Consider the following 18,679-nt stretch of genomic DNA (forward strand, 5'->3'; position numbering starts at 1 on the left):
TCTTTAATCATGAAGGAACGAATGTACTGTTCAAATTGTGGCATGCAAGTCCTAGAAGGCGCTAAGTTTTGTTCTTCTTGCGGAGCGAAGTTGATAGTATCAGATGAAGGGCGACCTATCGATACAACAGATGTGGAGGCTCCGCAAGTATCTATTACAAAGCTTGAAGAAGATCGCTTGCTCAAAATGGCTTAGCGGCTACGCGCGGCACAAAGGCTAAAATTATTCAGCGTGCATTAACGCTTTGCTTAACATCATTGTTGTGTATCTGGTCTTTAGACTATTCAAGGTTATCGGTGATGATGTTCGGAACGGCTTTGTATCACGCATTCCTTCTGGCCGTCGTATTCGGCAAAGTGTTATTTTTCAACGTAAATACGTTGTATCAAGATGCGGTGGCAACTCAGCAGTGTATCGATTTTGCTGATTGCTCCGATAAGAAGAAGATTTAATAAGCCTCTAGCAGCAAGCGGGACAACAAGCGAGGCCAGTCAGGCATGAGCAGGAAGACTATAGTTGGTATGATCTGTGCAATTGTTTTGTTGGTCGAAGTTGTTATTTACATACTGGAGACATTGCTTTCGGACAATTCTAATTCAATTCGTAAGGCCTGCGAGAAGGCGCATCAACTCGAACATCAGCAGACGAACTATAATCTTGGTACACATTGTTCTTGGTGACAGCTATAACTGGGGCTGTTACAATAATGACTATTCCTAATAAGAGAATTCGGCATTAGTCGGCATGATATTCCAAAATTAAGCATTTTGACCTATAATCGAATATAGGCATAAGAGCAGGGTGTTGCCTCAGTAGGCGCACCTTTTTCATTTAATAGACTAAAATGAGAGTTGGTTGGTCGGTAGATGAAAGAATTACTCAAACACCCAATAGTAGCTGGGGCAATTACCTTTTTTATCGGAGCTGCAATAACATCCCACTTTACCCCGTCTACAATATCGCTCGTGTAGGAATTAAAATCTGGTTCTTGACTAATGATGAGCTTCTTAACTGAGGGTTGGTATCTCTCGACCTACAGTAACAAGTACAACTTCCTGTTCCAATTTGCAAAGAATGTAATGGATACTTAGTAATGAATGAGGGCTCGTATGGGATTGAGCTTTTAACATGTGAGAATTGCGGTTTTAGAAAAACAATTGAGAGTGGGTTCCATGCATACCGAGAGAAGATTAGAAGAGAAATTGTTAGGAAAATTCGAACTGACCAATGGAAAGACAAGGAAATAGGGGGTTAAAGAACCAATGGCTAGAACTTACTACGCAGAAGGAAGACAACTCGCATATGTCTTGAGAGGCTTGTTTATTATTGGTGGGCTTACTTTGTACTTCAACATCCCAGGATTGCATTGGGGATTCTTCTTTGGCATACTCATCGGTTCAATCATAGTTGCGGATATCATAGGAGCTATCTGGACTCGGAAAAGACGAACCGAGAAAAAGCAGAAACCCAAAACATCGATTAAGAAGGCTGCTCAGACAAACATAAGACGGACTTCAAAGGGATGTAGAACTGATGAGATCATCCTTACCAGCAGGTTGGATGACCTATCTGGAGCTGAGTTTGAGCGTCTACTTGCTCTTTACTTCCGTGATCAGGGCTACACAGTAAAAGAAGTAGGTGTAGGCGGTAATGATGGTGGAGTTGATCTTGTGATCGTTGATGGTCGCGGGGAGAAAACAGCCGTCCAAGCCAAATGCTATGCAGACCATAATCTAGTACCTGTAATGACAGTGCGTGAACTTGTGGCGGCGAAGAGGAATCATGATTGTATATTATCGTTGCTTATCACTACATCTGATCTTACACCTCCTGCCAAGAAGGAAGCAGAGCAATTCAAAGTCGATTATTGGCATGGAGCCTTAGTCGAGCAAAAGCTAAGAGCATGGGGGAAATGGCAACCGAGCAAGAAACCGCGTCCCATAGAGAAGAGAACTGAGACGGTAGCAAAGTCAGAGGTAGCAATAGCTCGGAAGGAAGCAGCGGCAACAACCTCAGTGACATGCAAGTGTGGTTCTCCTATGGTAAGAAGGAAGAGTAAGCACGGGGAAGAGTTTCTCGGTTGTACCAAGTTTCCTGGTTGTAGACAAACAAGATCGTTATAAGGTAGAAGGGAGAAATCATTGGCAATGTCAGCTAACACTAAATGAAAGAGAGCGTAAAAATGGATTCATTAATACAACTAATAGTAGAGTTACTTCCCGATAAAGGGTCAGATTTTGTAGTGGCTGGCTTGTTGGCAATTATAGGTTTTTTTATAAAGGGATACTTGGACAAAAGGAAGAGTGAAAAGGAATCTAGGGAGTCAGCGGCAAAGAAGAATGAAGAAACGGAAAAGAAGATCAAAGAGATTATAGATGCAATGTCTCCCAAATATCTAAGTATTCCAAGGGATATAATTATGCATACCTATTCTTACAACTTCATTAACGAACATGTTGATGAAAATGGTTTTAAGGAGAGTCCATATTACAAAGATACCTTAGAAATGAAGAGACTAACCGAAATGAGAATGATGGACGATATTGAGGAAATTCTGTCCTTATCCACGAGTGGGATTGATGGTAATTATGCTGAAACGAAGAATGTGATCCAACGCAACCAGAATACGCTTAAGAATTTGAAAAACGTATTGAAAGCCAAATCTGATGATGACCTGAAAGTCAAGTTTCTTGGAGACATCAACAAACAATTATCAGATGATTATCAAAAACTAATGAATGAATACTGGAAATTGGCAAAAAAATGATTGGTCGCTTGGGCCTGGAATCATCTACGATAGTGACAGAATCTATGGTACAAGAGAAAGCTTCATTACTCAAGGCCATCTTAATGGCCTCACATGGATGAGTCTGTGAACTGCTTTGCTATAAAAAACAGCACAAATATTATAGGAAAATCCAATTTGCCGACCACACAGTATGACTATCAGAAAGGAAATTTCGCATGAAGATAGAAATTGCTGAATCCCTAATGCTGTCCTGGTTAAGACACGCTAAGAATTGTCAGGTTGTGCAATTGAACTGGAAACCTTCTGTTAGGTCATGGGAGTTATTCAACGAAACTGAAGTCGAACAGATAATGGTGGCGACCGACCATGCCCGCCCCTCCATGTAAAGGGCTTTGTCCATCAGTCATACCTTAATCACAAGCGGCTTTACGGTTTGCTGACGTGCAGCTTGATGAAACTCCTGCGGGGATAGATCATACAAACTGCCATGAATCCGCCGCTGACTCTCAAATTCATGCCTGGAGAGGCACTCTTGTTCTAAAATGGCATGAAATGCTTCGACATGCGCATTTTTATTCGGCGTTTTCCGAGGAATCCGTTCATGCTCTACACGATACTCCAGGCACGCTTCCTCAAAAGCATGGCTGATGAATTGCGGGCCGTTATCGGTACGAACCACTGGCAACTGATCTTTCTCAAAGAGTTGTCGTTTCCATAGTGCCCTCTGCAGGATCTGCGCGGCATGCTTCCCTTCGCAAGAGAGGCCCATGTGGTAGTCGATAATCGATCGGTCGTAGACGTCAATCAGGCTGAGCAAGAAAAAGAAACGCTGCTGTGCTGCAATGTAGCCGTATTTGACGTCCATCTCCCAAAGCTGATTCGAAGCGCAGATCTCACGATTGTTCGCCAGCTTTCGGGGATATTGGATTCGCTTCCGGCGTTGTGGCTGCAGGATGCCCAGTTCCTGACACAGTCGGTATACTTTTTTCTTATTAATGATCAGCCCATACTGTCGTTTCAGACATAGGGTTAGTTTACGATAACCGTATGTGGCTTCTTCCCCGGAAATAAGTTCCATCAGCCATTCCTTGATCTGCTCATCGCTGACGGGATGCTGCTTATGATCCAAGGAAAAGCCGGGAATTGGTCTTCCGCCGTTATACACTCGCTCTTGCTTGAAATGCTTCTTCCGGTAATAGTACGTCGCTTCACTGACGCCGACGATTCGCAGCACCATTGCAGCTTTACACCCCCGCGCAATCCACTTGTCGGCGATCTCTATTTTGTCCGATAGGCGGGGTTCACCTTTTTTACGAGATCACGAAGAATCGCAATCTCCAAATCCTTCTCGCCCAACAGCTTTTTCAATTTGTCGTTTTCATGCTCTAACGCTTGAAACTCTTTGGGTGATGGGGTGTAGGCTGCAACTTTTTTGGATTCTGGTGATGCGTTTTTCCAGCCTGTCTGCTTCGATTGACGAATCCAGCGGGATAGCATTTTCCCGTCGATTCCATGTCGTCTTGCAACTTGGCTTGCGTTGCCTGCTTCTAAGGCTTCTTGGATGAGCTGCTGTTTAAATTCTATGCTGTAACTCTTGCGCTGCATCTTTGATCCCTCCACTTTTGTTAATTCATATTGTAGTGGATAAGAAGAATAGACTCAAAGGTAATTTCGGGGCTTTAGAGATTGCTTTAGGAGTCGCATTGGGATCAGCATTCGGGTTGCTTTTGGATAACCTTGCTCTAGGCATGGGAGTTGGGATTGCGATAGGAGCAGGAATTGGGGCGTCTATGGAAAAAAAGAAGAAGTAACGTAGAATATTTTCCCACTTGCTTGCCTCACTAACCGTTTTGGCACCTGCACGACGCGCGCGCAAACGCGCTGTTAGCGTGCGCTGTACAACAGGCAAGCTTCGCTTTATAACAAAAGGGACGGTCTCCCCAAGGTCTCAGACCTTGGGGAACCGTCCCAGCTAGGTTATGCAGCTTCATTCACGATTACTTTTTTACCCTTCATCTTCAAGATAACCGGAACGGCCACCCAAAGAAGGGCGATGAGAAGGAAAATCAAGGATGCAGGTCTTGTTACAAACACGCTGTAATCGCCATTGGAGATGGTCAGAGCTCTGCGCAAATTATTTTCAATCATCGGCCCCAAGACCAGACCAAGAACGAGAGGGGCCATCGGGTAGTCTTGTTTGGTCATGAAATAGCCGAATATCCCGAAACCGATCAAGACGAACAGATCGAACGTCGCAAGCTGAACCGCGTATACGCCAAAGAACGAAATAGCCACAATCATCGGGATCAAATATTTGGGCGGCGTTTCAATAATCTTGGCGAACACCTTAACGAGCGGCATATTCAAAATTAGTAGCATCAAGTTGCCGATAAACATACTGGCAATGAGTCCCCAAGCGATCGTCGGATGCTCGGAGAATAATAACGGACCCGGCTGAACGTTATACATAATAAGCGCGCCCATCAGAACCGCCGTAGTTCCCGTACCCGGAATCCCTAATGTTAGTAAGGGAATCATCGCACCGCCGGAAGCCGCGTTATTAGCCGATTCGGGTCCGGCTACGCCTTCGATGGCGCCTTTACCGAACTTTTCCGGGTTCTTGCTGATCTTTTTCTCTAAAAGATAGGAAAGAAACGAAGCTAAGGTGGCGCCTGATCCAGGCACGATGCCTTTAAAGAAGCCTAAGAATGAACCGCGGAGGATGGGGCCTACGCTATCCTTCAAATCCTGCTTGGTCGGAAAAATCCGGTTGATTCTGGCAATTTCGCCATTGTTGCTTTCTCTCTCCAGGATCGTTTTGAATACTTCCCCTAGGGCGAACACGCCCACGGCAACCGTCAAGAATTCGAACCCTTGAAAAAGCTCAGGCAGGTCGAACGTGAACCGGGCTACGCCGGATATCGTATCCATTCCGATCGTAGCGAGCAATAGTCCCAAGGTCGTCATGATCAGCGCCTTCGTGACGGATTTGCCGGCCAGACCGCTAAGAGCGGATAGCCCTAGAATCATTAAGGAAAAATGCTCGGCAGGCCCGAGCTTTAAGGCAAGATTAGAGAGCGGCTCAGCCAGGATGACCAAACCAATGAGTGAAATGATCCCGGCTACAAAAGATCCGATCGCCGAAATCGACAAAGCGGCTCCCGCTCTTCCTTGCTTGGCCATAGGATATCCGTCGAGCACAGTTGCTACGGATGAGGATTCACCTGGCGTATTGAGCAGAATCGAAGTCGTTGAACCCCCGTACATCGCCCCATAGTAAACGCCTGCCAATAAGATAATGGAGCTGGCCGCCGCTTCTTCGGGTCTCACGCCGACCATCTTGGCGAAATTTTAACAGTAACATGGATAAAGTTACGAAAGAAGCCGGTTAGTTCGTCAACGGCTTCTTTTTTTGCATACAAAAAGTTTGAAATCAAATAAATTTACACCCTGCTAAAATAGTTGGAATATTCAGAACCCTAATCCCGAGCTAAAATGAGAGCGTAACCAAAACAATCCGTGTCAGGTCGGAAACCCCGAAGCGGTTGCCTGGCAAGCAGGCGGCAAGCCAAACAACCTAAATCGATTGAGGAGGAACACGCTATGCAAAGAAACGGAAAAGTAAGACTTCCCAAAGGAAAAAAAGTCGCGGTAAACATCGGCTGTGACTTTGATGCACAATCGATCTGGATCGGTTCTTTCAATCGCACATCTCCGGCCTATATGTCCCGCGGCGAATTCGGAGCCGAAGTGGGCGCTCCAAGATTGCTTAAACTGTTTGATAAATATGGAATCAAAACGACCTGGTGCATTCCGGGCCACACCGTGGATACGTTCACCGACATTTGCAAAGAAGTGGTCGCGCGTGGCCATGAAGTGGCTCATCACGGTTATGTACATGAGAATCCGACGCCGCTTAGCTATGAGGAAGAAGAAAAAGTGATGCAGATGGGTCTTGAATCGCTTGCCAGAATAGGCGTCAAACCGCGCGGCTACCGGTCCCCTTATTGGGATTTCAGTCCGAATACGCTGGGGATTCTGGAGAAATACGGGTTTAAATATGACAGCAGCCTGATGGGTAACGATCTGCATCCCTACTGGCCGAGAACGGTTGAAGTGAACGCGGATAAAGCCAATGTGTTTCAAGCGGAGAGCAAAGTGCTGGAAATCCCCGTGTCCTGGTACCTCGACGATTTCCCTCAAATGGAGTACCTGACAGGCGGACAAGAAGGGCAAAGGCCTACGCAAGACATATTTGACCGTTGGGCCTCCATATACGATTATGCTTGCGATCAGGAAGAAGGCGCCTGCTATGTGCTGACGACGCATCCGCAAACGATCGGCCGGGCTCACACGATTCAAATGCTGGAGAAATTGATTCAATATATGGAATCACGCGGTGCCTGGTTCGCGACCCTCGGAGAAATCTACGACAACTATTACGAAGAATAAAAAAACGATGCGCCAGGTCCTCCACATATACGGGGGACTTTTCTCAAAAGAATGTAATGTCATGGAGGAATAACGATGAGAAAAGTAACGATATCCGCCTGCCAATTCCGTGTTGAACGCGCCCCGAGCTTTGATGCTTTTAAGCAGCAGGTGACTGAACTGATGGATCAGGTTCCGCCGCAGTCGGACTATGTCATTTTCCCGGAATTGTTCACAGTCGGTCTGCTGACCAGCTTTGAAGGCAGCGATGCCTATTCCGCAGCCGATCTGGTGAAGATCGACCAGTACACGGAGGATTACAAACATTTGTTCGGTAAACTGGCGAAAGACAGACAACAGGTGATCATCGCCGGCTCGCACCTGGAGCGCAGAGGCGACAAGTATTACAATATCGCCTACATTTTCAAGCCTGACGGCACGTATGTCGAGCATAAGAAAACACATATTTTCCCGGCGGAAGCGAATTGGCAAACCTCGGAGGGCGACGAATTGCAGGTGTACGACATCGGTCCGGCCAAGATTGCGCTTGCCGTGTGCTATGAGGCGGAAATTCCGGAGATTTCGCGAATTCACAGCATCAACGGAGCCGAAATTATTTTTTGTCCGTCCTACACGTTCACGGAATACGGGTTCTGGCGCGTTCGCCATTGCGCCCAAGCCCGCTGCATTGAGAACCAAGTCTATTTCGTTCACTGCCCTACCGTAGGCGAACCCGGGTCGCCGCTGCCGAACGGGTTCGGCCGGGCATCGATCTTAAGCCCGTGCGATACGGCATGGTCGCCTGACGGCGTTGTCGCTGAAGCGGAAACGAATGTAAACATGGTCGTCACCGGTGTTGTAGACCTTGACGAATTGTACGTAAACCGAAAGACCGGGGCTGCAACGACCTTCGTTGACCGTACCCGGAGAGAGAACGTATATACCCGATACGAGCCTTACAAATCCTATAACCGGAAATAAAAGAGTAGAGTTGAATCCCGATTGCCCGAGGAGCATTGCTGCTTCTCGAGCCAATCAGGGATTTTTTTATGTAAAGACGCTGGCTGTTGAACATGTTCGAACCGATTTGAATCTGATGATAGGGGGGTGTATAATTTTACGTGTGTGCTGCAGATAAGCATGTTCCCGTTCCTTCGAGAAAGCGCTTAATTTCGGCGGGCGCAGGACGACAAGATGGGGTGAACTTCTTTGTACTTTAGCATTAAATACAAATATATGATCTTATACTCCCTCTTGACGATTTTCCCCTTAATTATGCTGGAACTGCTCATTTATCAATTTTGGACAATCAAGTATTACGACAACGCCGTGGACGCGCAGACCAGAATGATTCAGCAGCTCGATCATTCCATGACGGTTATTTATGAAAAATGGGGCTCTGATACGGAGAAGCTATTCAGCGTCCAAGACGGTCTGGTGCAAGATCTTGCCGGAGGGCTTCATTTTAACGTACCCAGCGATTTGCTCATTATGAACGCTAACGGACAGATTCTGTACACTTCGAATGACCGGATTAACGGTTCCTCCTCCATTGAAAGTGAAGTTAACGCCAGGGTACCCGAAAGCGGCAATTTCACAATCAAAGAAAATAAACGGAAAATGCTTGTGATCTATCAAAAAAATCCGGTTACAGGGCTTCGTTCGATCAGTATAACGGAAGTGGCGGCTATTTATGAAAATAACGCCTACCTCAAAAAGTGGATGACGTATCTGATCCTATTGTCTACGGTGTTCAGTGTGTTTTCGATTGTCCTCATTTCCTTACACGTTGCCGCACCGATTCGTTCTTTGAGAAAACAAATCAATGCGATTGATGATGGGGAATTCAAGAACACATCGGATCAGGTTGTCATCATCAAGGACGAAATTTGGGAGATCGGCATCAGCTTTCAGAAGATTATGCTTAAATTGCAAGAGCAGATCAATCTTCAATTCCAATTGAAAATGGCGACCAACCAATCGAAATTCAAGGCGCTGCAATCTCAAATTAATCCTCATTTCCTTCACAACACGCTGGAAACGATCAATTCGCTTGCGATCATTCATGAGGTGCCGCTAATCGCCCAGATTTCCCGTTCCTTATCCAAGATGTTTCGTTACAATACGGTTCAGGATGCGGAGGATGTGCTTCTGAAGGAAGAACTGGATCACGTGGATCATTACTTGAAGGTCCAGCTGATTCGTTTTGACGGCTGGATCGAATGCGAACAGCGGATTGACCCTCAAATTCTGGAGCATCGGACGATCAAATTTATTCTTCAACCCGTTGTGGAGAACTGCTTCACGCATGCTTTCAATCATGTAACGGATAAGGGGATGATCCGGATCGAAGGCACGCTTGAGCAGGATCATATCTTGATCCGTGTCAACGATAACGGCACAGGCATGCCTGAAGACAAGATTCAGAGCATGAACGAGGCCTTAAGGGCGTATGATTCCAAGCCGGAACATGCGGACGATGCCAGAGTCTCTGACAGCATCGGGGTTTATAATGTAAATTATCGTCTGAAAATTGCATATGGAGAAGCATACGGCCTTCAGTACGAGAACATCAGCCCCCGTGGATTAAGTGTGCGGATCAAGATACCGGTAAACCAATCTTGACGATACGATGAAGGAAGTGATTCATGTGCTGCAATTGTTAACAGTCGAAGATGAACCATGGATCAGCAAAGGCATTGAGAAAATGCTCCCTTGGCATCAATATGACATTCAATTGATCGGCCATGCCAAGAACGGCGAAATGGCCCTGGACCTCATGAAGCTGAATAAACCGGATATCATTATTACGGACATCAAAATGCCGGTCATGGACGGTCTCTCGATGATCGAGCGTCTTTCCGGGGATGTCGCTTTCGATTCGAAAGTGATTATTATCTCCGGCTACAACGATTTCGAATATGCGAAAAAAGCGATTAAATACGGGGTCTCCAATTTCATATTGAAGCCGATCGATCCGGAAGAGCTGAAATCGACGATCGAAAGCGTCGTCTCCCAAATTCATAAAGAGAAGCGGGAGCAGGAAAACGTCAGCTCGATCCGTTTGAAAAACTATATGTACGAACGCATTATCCACCAAGAGAAGCCTGCGGATGACGAAATCGTTTTTCCGAAAAAATATTATTGCTTTATTTTCTCCCTGACCGAAATTCCGGAAGCCGATATGAAACAAAGCGGCTACAGCTTTTCGCTCAGGATGGGAAGACAAATCGTCTATGTGGTATTTGGGGATACACCTGAGGGATTGACTAAGCTGGCCAGGACAACCGTTACGAATTTGCGTGACCGTTACGCTTGCGGAATGAGCCAGGTGCACACAAGTGACGATCTTTCCGTAGAGAAGGCTTACAAAGAAGCGATCCAGGATATGAAATATGGGAGCGGGGAAGAAAACCGGAAGCCATCTCCTGCCTATTTAACCGTCGAAGACGAGAGTAGACTGCTTTCCGCTTTGAAGAAGGGAGAGAAGAAGTTATTTACGCAGCAGTTGAACGAATTATTGGACCGTGACCAGACCTTGGAAGCGCATTTGTTCATCTTGTTTCAGCTTTATGTTGAAATCTCCAAGTATTTCAGGGTGTATAACGAGTTGAACGACAACGTTTCGTGGCTGCTTGAATGGAAGACCGTCAGCGCTTGGGGGGATTTGTACCGGTGGAAAGCGACCTTCTTCAATCCGTTAATCGAATTTATCCTGAATAGATGGGACAAGCAATCTAAGGATTATGCGCTGCAGGCGAAAATTTTCGTCGAACAGCATTACGGCAATTCGTCGCTGTCGCTGGACATGGTGGCGGAATATTTGGAATTATCCCCCTCTTACCTCAGCCTGTTGTTCAAGAACGAAACAGGAATCAATTTCACCTCCTACATCGCGAAGAAAAGGATCAAAGAAGCCCAGACGCTGCTTGCCCGAACGAAGCTGAATCTGATCGAAATCAGCAGGGCGGTCGGATTTAACGATGTGAAATACTTTATTAAGGTGTTCAAGAAGGAACTGTCATTGACGCCTATTCAATATAGAGAAATCCATAGGTGAGACAAATGATTGGAGGTCAAGATGAAACATAACTCTCGTGCCTACAGTTCTTTTGTGACGGTCATCGCATTCTTGGGTTGGAGCATCTCCGCGATGGACGCCTCTTTATTTTTCTTTGTTGCGCCGGAGATTATGGATGAGTTCGATTTTTCCTTGTCGGATTTCGGCATCATTGTAGCCGGGGGATTCCTCATTGCGATCTTGTTCAACCTGATTGTCGGCCCGCTCATGGATTATTTAGGAAGAAAAATCGTCTTTCAATGGATTTTATTGCTGATGACGATAGGAACGTTCTTAACCGGCTTATCCTGGAATTTCGAATCGTTGAGCCTGTTTCGAATTTTGGCTACCGGAAGCGCATTCGCCGAGTATGCCGTGGGAGCGACCATATTGATTGAGTCCGTATCCGCCAAAAACCGCGGTTGGATCGTCGGCTTTATGGCGGCCGGCTGGCCTGCGGGCACGGCAGTGTCCATCCTGCTTTCGTTATACATCGTTCCTTCGCTTGGGTGGCGCAGCGCCTTCTTCATTGCGGCTATCCCTGCCTTCCTGATCATCATTATTCGCATGTACATCAAGGAGCCGGGAAGATCCATGGATCTGTTCAAGTTCAGGCAAACAACCAAAACGCTCGGAACGGACTCCAGGCAATATGAAATCATTCCGACCGATTTCAAAATAAATAAGGAAGAAGCCATCAAATTCACGTATTTGCAGTTGACCAAGGGGGAGCTGTTAAAAAATACGATTTTTATATGGATCTATATGAATTTTGTGGTGATTGCTTACGGTTTGTTGATCTGGTTTGCTCCCTATTGGATGAGCCATGCCTATCAACTGAGCTGGTACGAGGCGACATGGGCCGTTGGAGCGGGCAGCCTGATCAGCATATTGGGCTTTATTTGCTGCGGATGGCTCAGCGGAATTATCGGAATCCGGTATGTGAACACGCTCTTCATTATTTTATCCATCCCGCTCACCGTATGGATGACTTTCTATGCCGAAACCTACAGCACCTTTCTACCGGCCTACTTATTGTGGAGTTTCTTTGGCGCCGGGATCTGGGGAGTCATCCCGAGAATTTTCACGGAGGCCTTTCCTACAAGGGCCCGGGGTACAGGCTCTTCGATCAACTCGGCTTCCTGCTGGCTCGGGTGGGGGGTCGTCAGCTACTTTGCACCGCGCATTATCGAAGTCAACGGCTACAACAGCGCGATTGCCATTGCCGGAATCATTCTGCTGCCGTTAGCTTTGATTCCGCTCTGGATCATGAGGGAAATTCCTACTTCACGCGAGCTGGAGGACTATATATCCTGAATCATGAATGCTTATCTACAGCATATTTCATATTGACGGAAGAGGAGCAATCCTCTATAATTTACTTGTATACAACTAGTATTAAATCACGTATACAAGCATAACATACTCATTCATGAAGGAGGCTGGCCGATAGAAGCGGGAACGACATGACAAGGCTTTTGAAAATAACGGTTGTTATTTGAACAACCTGCAGCAGAAGGAGTGGGAACCTAACTTGCAATCCAGTAAGCAATTGGCAAAAACGTTGAAGCCGATTCATTTGTGGGCGATTACGGTTGGGATGGTCATCGCCGGGCAATATTTCGGTTGGAACTACGGCTTCAAGGAAGGAGGGATTATGGGCTTAGTGATCGCCTCGCTCCTCGTAACCGTGTTCTTTACTTGTTTCACGCTAAGCTATTCCGAATTGGCTACCTCGATTCCGGATGCCGGAGGCCCTTCGGCCTATGCCCGTCAAGCTATGGGCCCGTTAGGCGGCTATATAACCGGCATTGCCTGTTTGCTGGATTTCGTCTTTGCGCCGCCGGCGATTGCCGTATCGACAGGTGCGTATCTTCATTTTCTTATTCCGGCCGTCAATCCGATGTACGCCACGATAGGCATCTTTATTCTTTTCATTGTTATTAATTTGCAAGACATTAAAGGTGTAGCCGTGATCGAGCTTGTAGCGACCATTGCCGCTCTGATAGGACTCGCCGTGTTCTACGCGGCCGGCATTCCGCATGTGGAAACGGCGAACCTTTTTAACGAAAGCTCTTTTATCGGCGGAGGAACCGGCATTATGGCGGCGATTCCCTTTGCCATATGGTTTTTTCTTGCCGTTGAAGGGGGAGCCATGGCATCGGAGGAAATGCAAAATCCGCAAAAAAACATTCCGAAGGGATTAATATCGAGTATATTAACGTTAGCGGTCGCAACGATTCTTACGCTGATCGTAACCGCAGGATTAGGCGGGGGGATTGGAAACCCGGCCGATCATCCGCTGCCCCAAGCGCTCTCCGGGGTTTACGGGGAAGGCGCGCTCGTTGTCAAAGTAGTTGCTATCATTGGCCTGTTAGGCTTGGTTGCCAGCTTAAACGGCATCATCATAGGGTATTCCCGGCAAACCTATGCGCTGGCGAGAGCGGGTTATTTTCCGGCCTTCATGACCCGATTAAATGGTAACGGCGTGCCGGTATGGGCCTTAATCATCCCCGGGGTGATTGGAATCGTCTGCGCAGCCTCGGCTACCTATTCCGATGCCTTAATTATTTTATCTGTATTCGGCGCTGTTTTGATGTATTGCTTATGTATGATTTCGCTGTTTATTTTGCGCAGGAAGCATCCGCATTTGGACCGTCCTTACAAAGTGTCGTTTCCTTTTGTACCCGGGATCGTCTTACTGCTGGGGCTCGTGTTTTTGTTTTGCGTTATCCGTTACAGTGTGATGAAGCTGTCGCTGCCGATGTTCGGATCGGATATCCCGCTCTGGGCCGTGCTGCTGGTCATGTTTGCAGTCGCCTTTATCTACTACGGGTGGAGAGCGCGTAAACATAGGGGGCTGCTGTCGAATAAGCTGCTGGTGGGGGAGAACGCTTCCGTGAAATAAGGGATTGACGAACGGAACATGGAGCGAATATAATGTGGTTGTATACAACTTGTATATGAAAATCGCAAACCATGCTGCACAAAAAAGCACACCATGTAACAAGATCAGAACCATTCGACAAAGGAGGTCTTGACTCATGCATCATAACGGCTTATACTGCCATTGTATACAAGTCGTATGTAATCGAGGGTGTGGTTGATTATGAAAAAACGAGTTTTGCTTAAGGATACTGCCTATATAAAAATTAAAGAAAAAATTATGAGGGGAGATTTCCTGGACAGCAACTCCACCTCTGAAAATCAACTGGTCGAAGAACTGCAAATGAGCCGAACGCCGATTCGCGAGGCGCTGCACAAGCTTCAGCACGAAGGCTTGGTTAAGATCATTTCGAATCAGGGGATTGTTATCCAAGAGATGTCCGTGAAAGAAACCAACGATCTGTTTGATATGCGAAGTGCCATCGAGATCTATTCGCTGCGCAAAACGATACATTCGATCACTTCAGATGAAATCTCGCATCTCGAGCAAATTATCGAACAACAGAAACGGAGCAATGAAGAGAAAGACGTTGCTTCGTTTATTCGGCAAGACGTGGATTTCCATCAATATTTGCTGGAAATCGGAAATAACAGTTTGTTTATGCAAATGATGGGCAGCATTCGCGAAAGACTGTATTTTGACGTTAACCGTTGGCGCAGAGCCTATCCGGAATCGATCACGCGTTTGATCGAAGAGCATATCCGGATTGTCGAAGCGATTAAAGCCAAAGACAGCGAGCTTGCTGTTGCCGAGCTTGAGGCGCATTTGCAAAACGGGAAAATTACGTTCATTTCATGAGGAGGAACCTAATGAAACAGGTCAATTATATGAAAGAGATGAGCTGGAAAACGTTTGTCGAGCGGAAAAAAACGACCGATCTGGTCATCATTCCTTCAGGGGCGTTTGAAGTATACGGACCGCATTTACCGCTTGGAACGGATACGTTAGTCGCGAACAAAATTGCCGGTCTCGTTGCCGAGCGGGTAAATGCGATAATCGGACCGGTGCTGGAAGCAGGGGAGTCTTCCGAACTGGAAGACTTTCCGGGCACGATAACGATCAGCTCGGAAAGCTTCAAGCAATATTTATGGGATACATTGCGCAGCCTTGAGAAATGGGGCTTTAAAGATTTCTTGTTTGTCAACACGCATTTGGGCAATGTGCCTATTATTAATCAAATCGCATTTGAATTTCAGCGAACGCCCGGCATCCGCTGTGCACAAATCGACTATTGGAGATTTATTAAGGCGCACTGCGACGGCATTATCGAATCCGGCGAGCTGGCACACGCTCACGCCAGCGAAGCGGGAACGTCGGTTATGATGCATTTATATCCCGATCTGGTCGATGTGAGCCAGTGGGTAAACGAACCTCCAAAGGTTAACGACTTATTTCCCGACGTCATTACATACCCTCCATTCTCGGCCTTTACGAATTCGGGCACTATTGGAAACGCTACCATAGGAACGAAAGAGAAGGGCGAGGCGCTCGTCAACCGTTCCGTGGACCGCATTGTCCAGTTCCTTCAAGAAAGCTGGTATCCGGCTGAAGCCGCAGTCATTCGTTAATCTCATCACGAATTCCCGACACGGGACTTCAGGAGGTAGATAGCTTGAACCACTCTCCGAGAAAGCTTTCGCACTATGACTACGGCGCGTCGACGATGCATGCCTGCCAGTATGACAAGAGATTCTCTTACTGCACCTACATTCCTGCAAATTACGGCCAACCCCATCATGCCGCATACCGTCTAGCTGTAATCGTTCACGGTACGGGCCGAACCGCTCAACATTACAGAGATTTATTCGCAGATTTTGCGGAAGAAACAAATACGATCATTCTCGCTCCCTTGTTTCCCGCCGGAATTACCGAGCCGGGGGAGCTGGATTCCTACAAGTACGTGCATTTTGCGGGCATCCGTTTTGATCTTGCTTTGCTGTCTATGGTCGATGAAGTAGCGGGTAAATACGGGATCAACGCCGACCGCTTCCTGCTTCACGGCTTTTCCGGAGGCGGCCAGTTCGCCCATCGATTCTTTTATCTTCATGCAAACCGTTTGCTGGGTGTGTCTATCGGCGCTCCCGGGTACATCACCTACTTGGATACATCCAGACCTTGGCATGTAGGTACCGGCAATTTCGAGCAGTACTATGGCGTTCCCGTACAGCTTGAAGATATGCGGAACGTACCGGTTCAATTAATTATTGGCAGCGAGGATGTCGAAACCTGGGAAATTAATAACAAGGATGAGCCGCTCTGGATGGATGGGATCGATGCCGCCGGCTTAACCCGTCTGGAACGCATCAGAGCTTTGCGGGACAATTACGAGCGGGAAGGATTATCGGTTCAATACGATGAAGTCCCCGGAGTTCGTCATGAAGGGTTTAAACTGCTGTCTCCCGTAAAACGTTTTTTTTCAAACATTTTGACCCACCATTCGCGCTGACGAAAAATTGAAGGAGGAACAACGTATGGTTTCGCCTGACCAGGAATCATCCGGGGCCAGATCGTCCAGGACTTTTCCCTACTATCGCTTTCGGGGCAGCCACCGGCAGATCGGTCAGCAATACGGCGAGGCATGTGCCGGTCTGATCGAACGCCACCTCGAATTGGCACAGGAAAGGTTAAAAACGTGGGTTGAAGTTCCGACCCAGGAAGCCTTAATGGAAGCGGTTATGCATTATCGGACTTATGTGCAGCGTTATGCGCCGTATTTTGATGAAGAGATACAGGGGATTGCCGAAGGCGCGAATATTACGCTGGCTGAAGCCTATTTGCTGCAGCTGCGGGCCGAGATCTACCGCAATTTTCAACCCAACAATGAATGCACGACCTTCGCCGTCTCATCTCAGGCTACATCCAACGGCATCCCCTTGATCGGGCAAAATGCAGACCTTCCGCATTTTTATTCCGAAATTGGCGTGGTGGTCGAATTTGTGCCGGATGACCAGCCCGCTTGCTTAATGTTTGCACCGGCCGGTCAAGTTTCGTATATCGGGATTAACAACTTGGGCCTCGGGGTATTTGCCAACTTCCTCACTTGCGACGGATGGCGCTTCGGATTTCCGCGTTACATGCTGTCACGCTATGCGCTGACCTGCTCCTCGACGGTCGAGGAAGCGATCCAAGCCGTGCGCAGCCTGCATCGGGCGTCGTCGAGAAATCTGATCATGATGGATCGATTCGGTCATGCGGCGGACCTGGAGACGATTCCGACTACGGATGCGTTACTGTTGCCGGACGATGGGATTCTGGTTCATTCCAACCATTTTATTGGGAGCGATTTGCAGAAGGAAGAGCGATTGAGCGGACACCAGCTGGTCAACTCGCGCATTCGCCAATCCCGGATGAAAGAGCTGCTGGTCGGCAGAAAAGGGGAGCTCAACGCGGACGTCATGCAAGATATTTTGCGCGATCGTCAAACCTACCCGCATACGCTGAGCGCGATGCCGGAAGATGACGGTACGGATAACATGACCGTCGCATCGGTCATTGCCGAACCGGGCGAAGGCAGATTATGGATCGCCGTCGGTCCCCCGCATCAATACAACTACAAAATGTATGCGTTCTCAAATTAAACAACGGCACTTATTACTTCATTTCGGAAAGGAAGCTTACCATGAGAAAAATTAAAGTTGCGACGGTACAAATGGACAGCCAGCACGATAAGGCATCCAACCTTCAGAAGGCCGAACGGCTCATTCGCGAAGCGGCGGGACAGGGAGCGCAATATGTCGCCCTGCCGGAATATTTCAATTTTGTCGGAACGGAAGAGCAGGAAGAAGCCAACGCGGAATATATTCCGGACGGCGAGACGGTACAGTTTTTGAGCAGGCTGTCCAAGGAACTGAACATCTGGCTCCATGGCGGAAGCATGTTGGAGAAGGTAAGGGGCGAAGTCAAATTCTATAATGCAACGGTACTGTTCAATCCGCAGGGGGAATTGGTAGGAAAATACCGCAAAATCCATTTGTTCGACGTCGAGATTGAGAGCGGACCTTCCTATCTGGAATCGCAAACCAAAGATTTCGGCAGAGAGGTCGTGGTCTGCGATACGGACTTCGCCAAGATCGGCCTTGCGATCTGCTACGATATCCGGTTCCCGGAGCTTTTCCGTCTGCAGTCGTTGAAAGGTGCGGAAATCCTGATGCTGCCTGCGGAATTTACGCTGTATACCGGCCGCGATCATTGGGAGACCTTGCTGCGCGCCCGTGCTATTGAGAACCAGGCCTATGTCATCGCCCCCGGACAAATCGGTAAAAAGCCGTCGTACCAAAGCTACGGCCGCTCCATGATCGTCGATCCGTGGGGGACGGTTATTGCAACGGCGGCCGACGCGGAGATGGTGACGGTAGCGGAAATCGACCTCGATTACGTCCAGCAAATCCGCAAGCAGGTTCCTTCCTTGAAAAACCGCCGGCCCGAAGTGTATTCGCTGCATCTTTCTTAGTTTGCGGGAAAATTCAGGATAACAGGATGCGGGAGGCGGAAC

Annotated in this window: 17 protein-coding genes and 1 pseudogene; 15 read left to right on the top strand and 3 right to left on the bottom strand. The window is 47.6% G+C overall.

The features are described 5' to 3' along the window. The first annotated feature begins 42 nt into the window (after positions 1 to 42). From ACZ439_RS18820 to ACZ439_RS18830, 3 genes are all read left to right on the top strand, one after another. The gene (locus ACZ439_RS18820; RefSeq protein ID WP_464621142.1) at positions 43 to 195 is read left to right on the top strand and encodes a hypothetical protein; all 153 of its coding nucleotides are present in this window, start codon (positions 43 to 45) and stop codon (positions 193 to 195) included. A gap of 1,067 nt (positions 196 to 1,262) precedes the next feature. Further along, a complete protein-coding gene (locus tag ACZ439_RS18825; RefSeq protein WP_054797799.1) occupies positions 1,263 to 2,123 on the top strand; it encodes a restriction endonuclease in 861 nt (286 codons plus the stop codon). A gap of 59 nt (positions 2,124 to 2,182) precedes the next feature. Further along, entirely contained in the window at positions 2,183 to 2,767 is a 585-nt protein-coding gene (locus tag ACZ439_RS18830) for a hypothetical protein (RefSeq protein ID WP_127604854.1), read from the top strand. 385 nt (positions 2,768 to 3,152) lie between these two features. Here ACZ439_RS18830 and ACZ439_RS18835 read toward each other — a convergent pair whose 3' ends face one another. Further along, entirely contained in the window at positions 3,153 to 3,986 is an 834-nt protein-coding gene (locus ACZ439_RS18835; protein WP_464620033.1) for a transposase, read from the bottom strand. A gap of 41 nt (positions 3,987 to 4,027) precedes the next feature. Then, entirely contained in the window at positions 4,028 to 4,354 is a 327-nt protein-coding gene (locus ACZ439_RS18840; RefSeq protein WP_141335602.1) for a transposase, read from the bottom strand. A gap of 35 nt (positions 4,355 to 4,389) precedes the next feature. On the opposite strand from ACZ439_RS18840, the gene ACZ439_RS18845 reads away from it, so the two are divergent. Beyond that, entirely contained in the window at positions 4,390 to 4,560 is a 171-nt protein-coding gene (locus ACZ439_RS18845) for a hypothetical protein (RefSeq protein ID WP_464621143.1), read from the top strand. Between the two features lie 166 nt (positions 4,561 to 4,726). Here the strand turns inward: ACZ439_RS18845 and ACZ439_RS18850 are convergent. Beyond that, a pseudogene (locus ACZ439_RS18850) lies at positions 4,727 to 6,082 on the bottom strand (tripartite tricarboxylate transporter permease); the annotation flags it as partial. 270 nt (positions 6,083 to 6,352) lie between these two features. On the opposite strand from ACZ439_RS18850, the gene ACZ439_RS18855 reads away from it, so the two are divergent. From ACZ439_RS18855 to ACZ439_RS18905, 11 genes are all read left to right on the top strand, one after another. After that, positions 6,353 to 7,201 carry a polysaccharide deacetylase family protein gene (locus ACZ439_RS18855; RefSeq protein ID WP_127604834.1) on the top strand — a complete coding sequence of 283 codons (849 nt, stop codon included), beginning with the start codon at positions 6,353 to 6,355 and terminating at the stop codon, positions 7,199 to 7,201. 75 nt (positions 7,202 to 7,276) lie between these two features. Continuing rightward, entirely contained in the window at positions 7,277 to 8,161 is an 885-nt protein-coding gene (locus tag ACZ439_RS18860) for a nitrilase-related carbon-nitrogen hydrolase (RefSeq protein WP_054796416.1), read from the top strand. A 228-nt stretch (positions 8,162 to 8,389) separates the two neighbouring features. Continuing rightward, on the top strand, positions 8,390 to 9,805 hold the full coding sequence (locus tag ACZ439_RS18865) for a sensor histidine kinase (RefSeq protein ID WP_464620034.1): 1,416 nt from the start codon (positions 8,390 to 8,392) through the stop codon (positions 9,803 to 9,805). A gap of 25 nt (positions 9,806 to 9,830) precedes the next feature. After that, positions 9,831 to 11,240, top strand: coding sequence for a response regulator transcription factor (locus ACZ439_RS18870; RefSeq protein WP_464620035.1), 1,410 nt, complete (start codon positions 9,831 to 9,833; stop codon positions 11,238 to 11,240). A gap of 21 nt (positions 11,241 to 11,261) precedes the next feature. Then, positions 11,262 to 12,557, top strand: coding sequence for an MFS transporter (locus ACZ439_RS18875; RefSeq protein ID WP_127604828.1), 1,296 nt, complete (start codon positions 11,262 to 11,264; stop codon positions 12,555 to 12,557). Positions 12,558 to 12,840: 283 nt separating this feature from the next. Next, on the top strand, positions 12,841 to 14,148 hold the full coding sequence (gene eat / locus ACZ439_RS18880; RefSeq protein ID WP_464621144.1) for an ethanolamine permease: 1,308 nt from the start codon (positions 12,841 to 12,843) through the stop codon (positions 14,146 to 14,148). A 201-nt stretch (positions 14,149 to 14,349) separates the two neighbouring features. Further along, positions 14,350 to 14,985: a GntR family transcriptional regulator gene (locus tag ACZ439_RS18885; RefSeq protein ID WP_127604824.1), complete on the top strand. Its 636-nt coding sequence runs from the start codon at positions 14,350 to 14,352 to the stop codon at positions 14,983 to 14,985. An 11-nt stretch (positions 14,986 to 14,996) separates the two neighbouring features. After that, a complete protein-coding gene (locus tag ACZ439_RS18890; protein ID WP_464620036.1) occupies positions 14,997 to 15,755 on the top strand; it encodes a creatininase family protein in 759 nt (252 codons plus the stop codon). A gap of 44 nt (positions 15,756 to 15,799) precedes the next feature. Further along, entirely contained in the window at positions 15,800 to 16,633 is an 834-nt protein-coding gene (locus tag ACZ439_RS18895) for an alpha/beta hydrolase family protein (RefSeq protein WP_155614600.1), read from the top strand. 25 nt (positions 16,634 to 16,658) lie between these two features. Then, positions 16,659 to 17,765, top strand: coding sequence for a C45 family autoproteolytic acyltransferase/hydolase (locus tag ACZ439_RS18900; protein ID WP_054799187.1), 1,107 nt, complete (start codon positions 16,659 to 16,661; stop codon positions 17,763 to 17,765). A gap of 41 nt (positions 17,766 to 17,806) precedes the next feature. After that, complete coding sequence (locus ACZ439_RS18905; RefSeq protein ID WP_054796405.1) at positions 17,807 to 18,637, top strand: carbon-nitrogen hydrolase family protein; 831 nt, start codon at positions 17,807 to 17,809, stop codon at positions 18,635 to 18,637. The last annotated feature ends 42 nt before the right edge of the window (positions 18,638 to 18,679 follow it).

It is taken from the genome of Paenibacillus sp. JCM 9796 (genome assembly GCF_055379675.1).

Excerpts from the sequence above, each read along its gene's own strand:
- ACZ439_RS18820 (WP_464621142.1), top strand. The coding sequence starts at position 43 with ATGCAAGTCCTAGAAGGCGCTAAGTTTTGTTCTTCTTGCGGAGCGAAG.
- ACZ439_RS18875 (WP_127604828.1), top strand. The coding sequence starts at position 11,262 with ATGAAACATAACTCTCGTGCCTACAGTTCTTTTGTGACGGTCATCGCA.
- ACZ439_RS18900 (WP_054799187.1), top strand. The coding sequence starts at position 16,659 with ATGGTTTCGCCTGACCAGGAATCATCCGGGGCCAGATCGTCCAGGACT.
- ACZ439_RS18885 (WP_127604824.1), top strand. The coding sequence starts at position 14,350 with ATGAAAAAACGAGTTTTGCTTAAGGATACTGCCTATATAAAAATTAAA.
- ACZ439_RS18825 (WP_054797799.1), top strand. The coding sequence starts at position 1,263 with ATGGCTAGAACTTACTACGCAGAAGGAAGACAACTCGCATATGTCTTG.
- ACZ439_RS18890 (WP_464620036.1), top strand. The coding sequence starts at position 14,997 with ATGAAACAGGTCAATTATATGAAAGAGATGAGCTGGAAAACGTTTGTC.
- ACZ439_RS18855 (WP_127604834.1), top strand. The coding sequence starts at position 6,353 with ATGCAAAGAAACGGAAAAGTAAGACTTCCCAAAGGAAAAAAAGTCGCG.
- ACZ439_RS18860 (WP_054796416.1), top strand. The coding sequence starts at position 7,277 with ATGAGAAAAGTAACGATATCCGCCTGCCAATTCCGTGTTGAACGCGCC.
- ACZ439_RS18830 (WP_127604854.1), top strand. The coding sequence starts at position 2,183 with ATGGATTCATTAATACAACTAATAGTAGAGTTACTTCCCGATAAAGGG.
- eat (WP_464621144.1), top strand. The coding sequence starts at position 12,841 with ATGGTCATCGCCGGGCAATATTTCGGTTGGAACTACGGCTTCAAGGAA.
- ACZ439_RS18840 (WP_141335602.1), bottom strand. The coding sequence starts at position 4,354 with ATGCAGCGCAAGAGTTACAGCATAGAATTTAAACAGCAGCTCATCCAA.
- ACZ439_RS18835 (WP_464620033.1), bottom strand. The coding sequence starts at position 3,986 with ATGGTGCTGCGAATCGTCGGCGTCAGTGAAGCGACGTACTATTACCGG.
- ACZ439_RS18905 (WP_054796405.1), top strand. The coding sequence starts at position 17,807 with ATGAGAAAAATTAAAGTTGCGACGGTACAAATGGACAGCCAGCACGAT.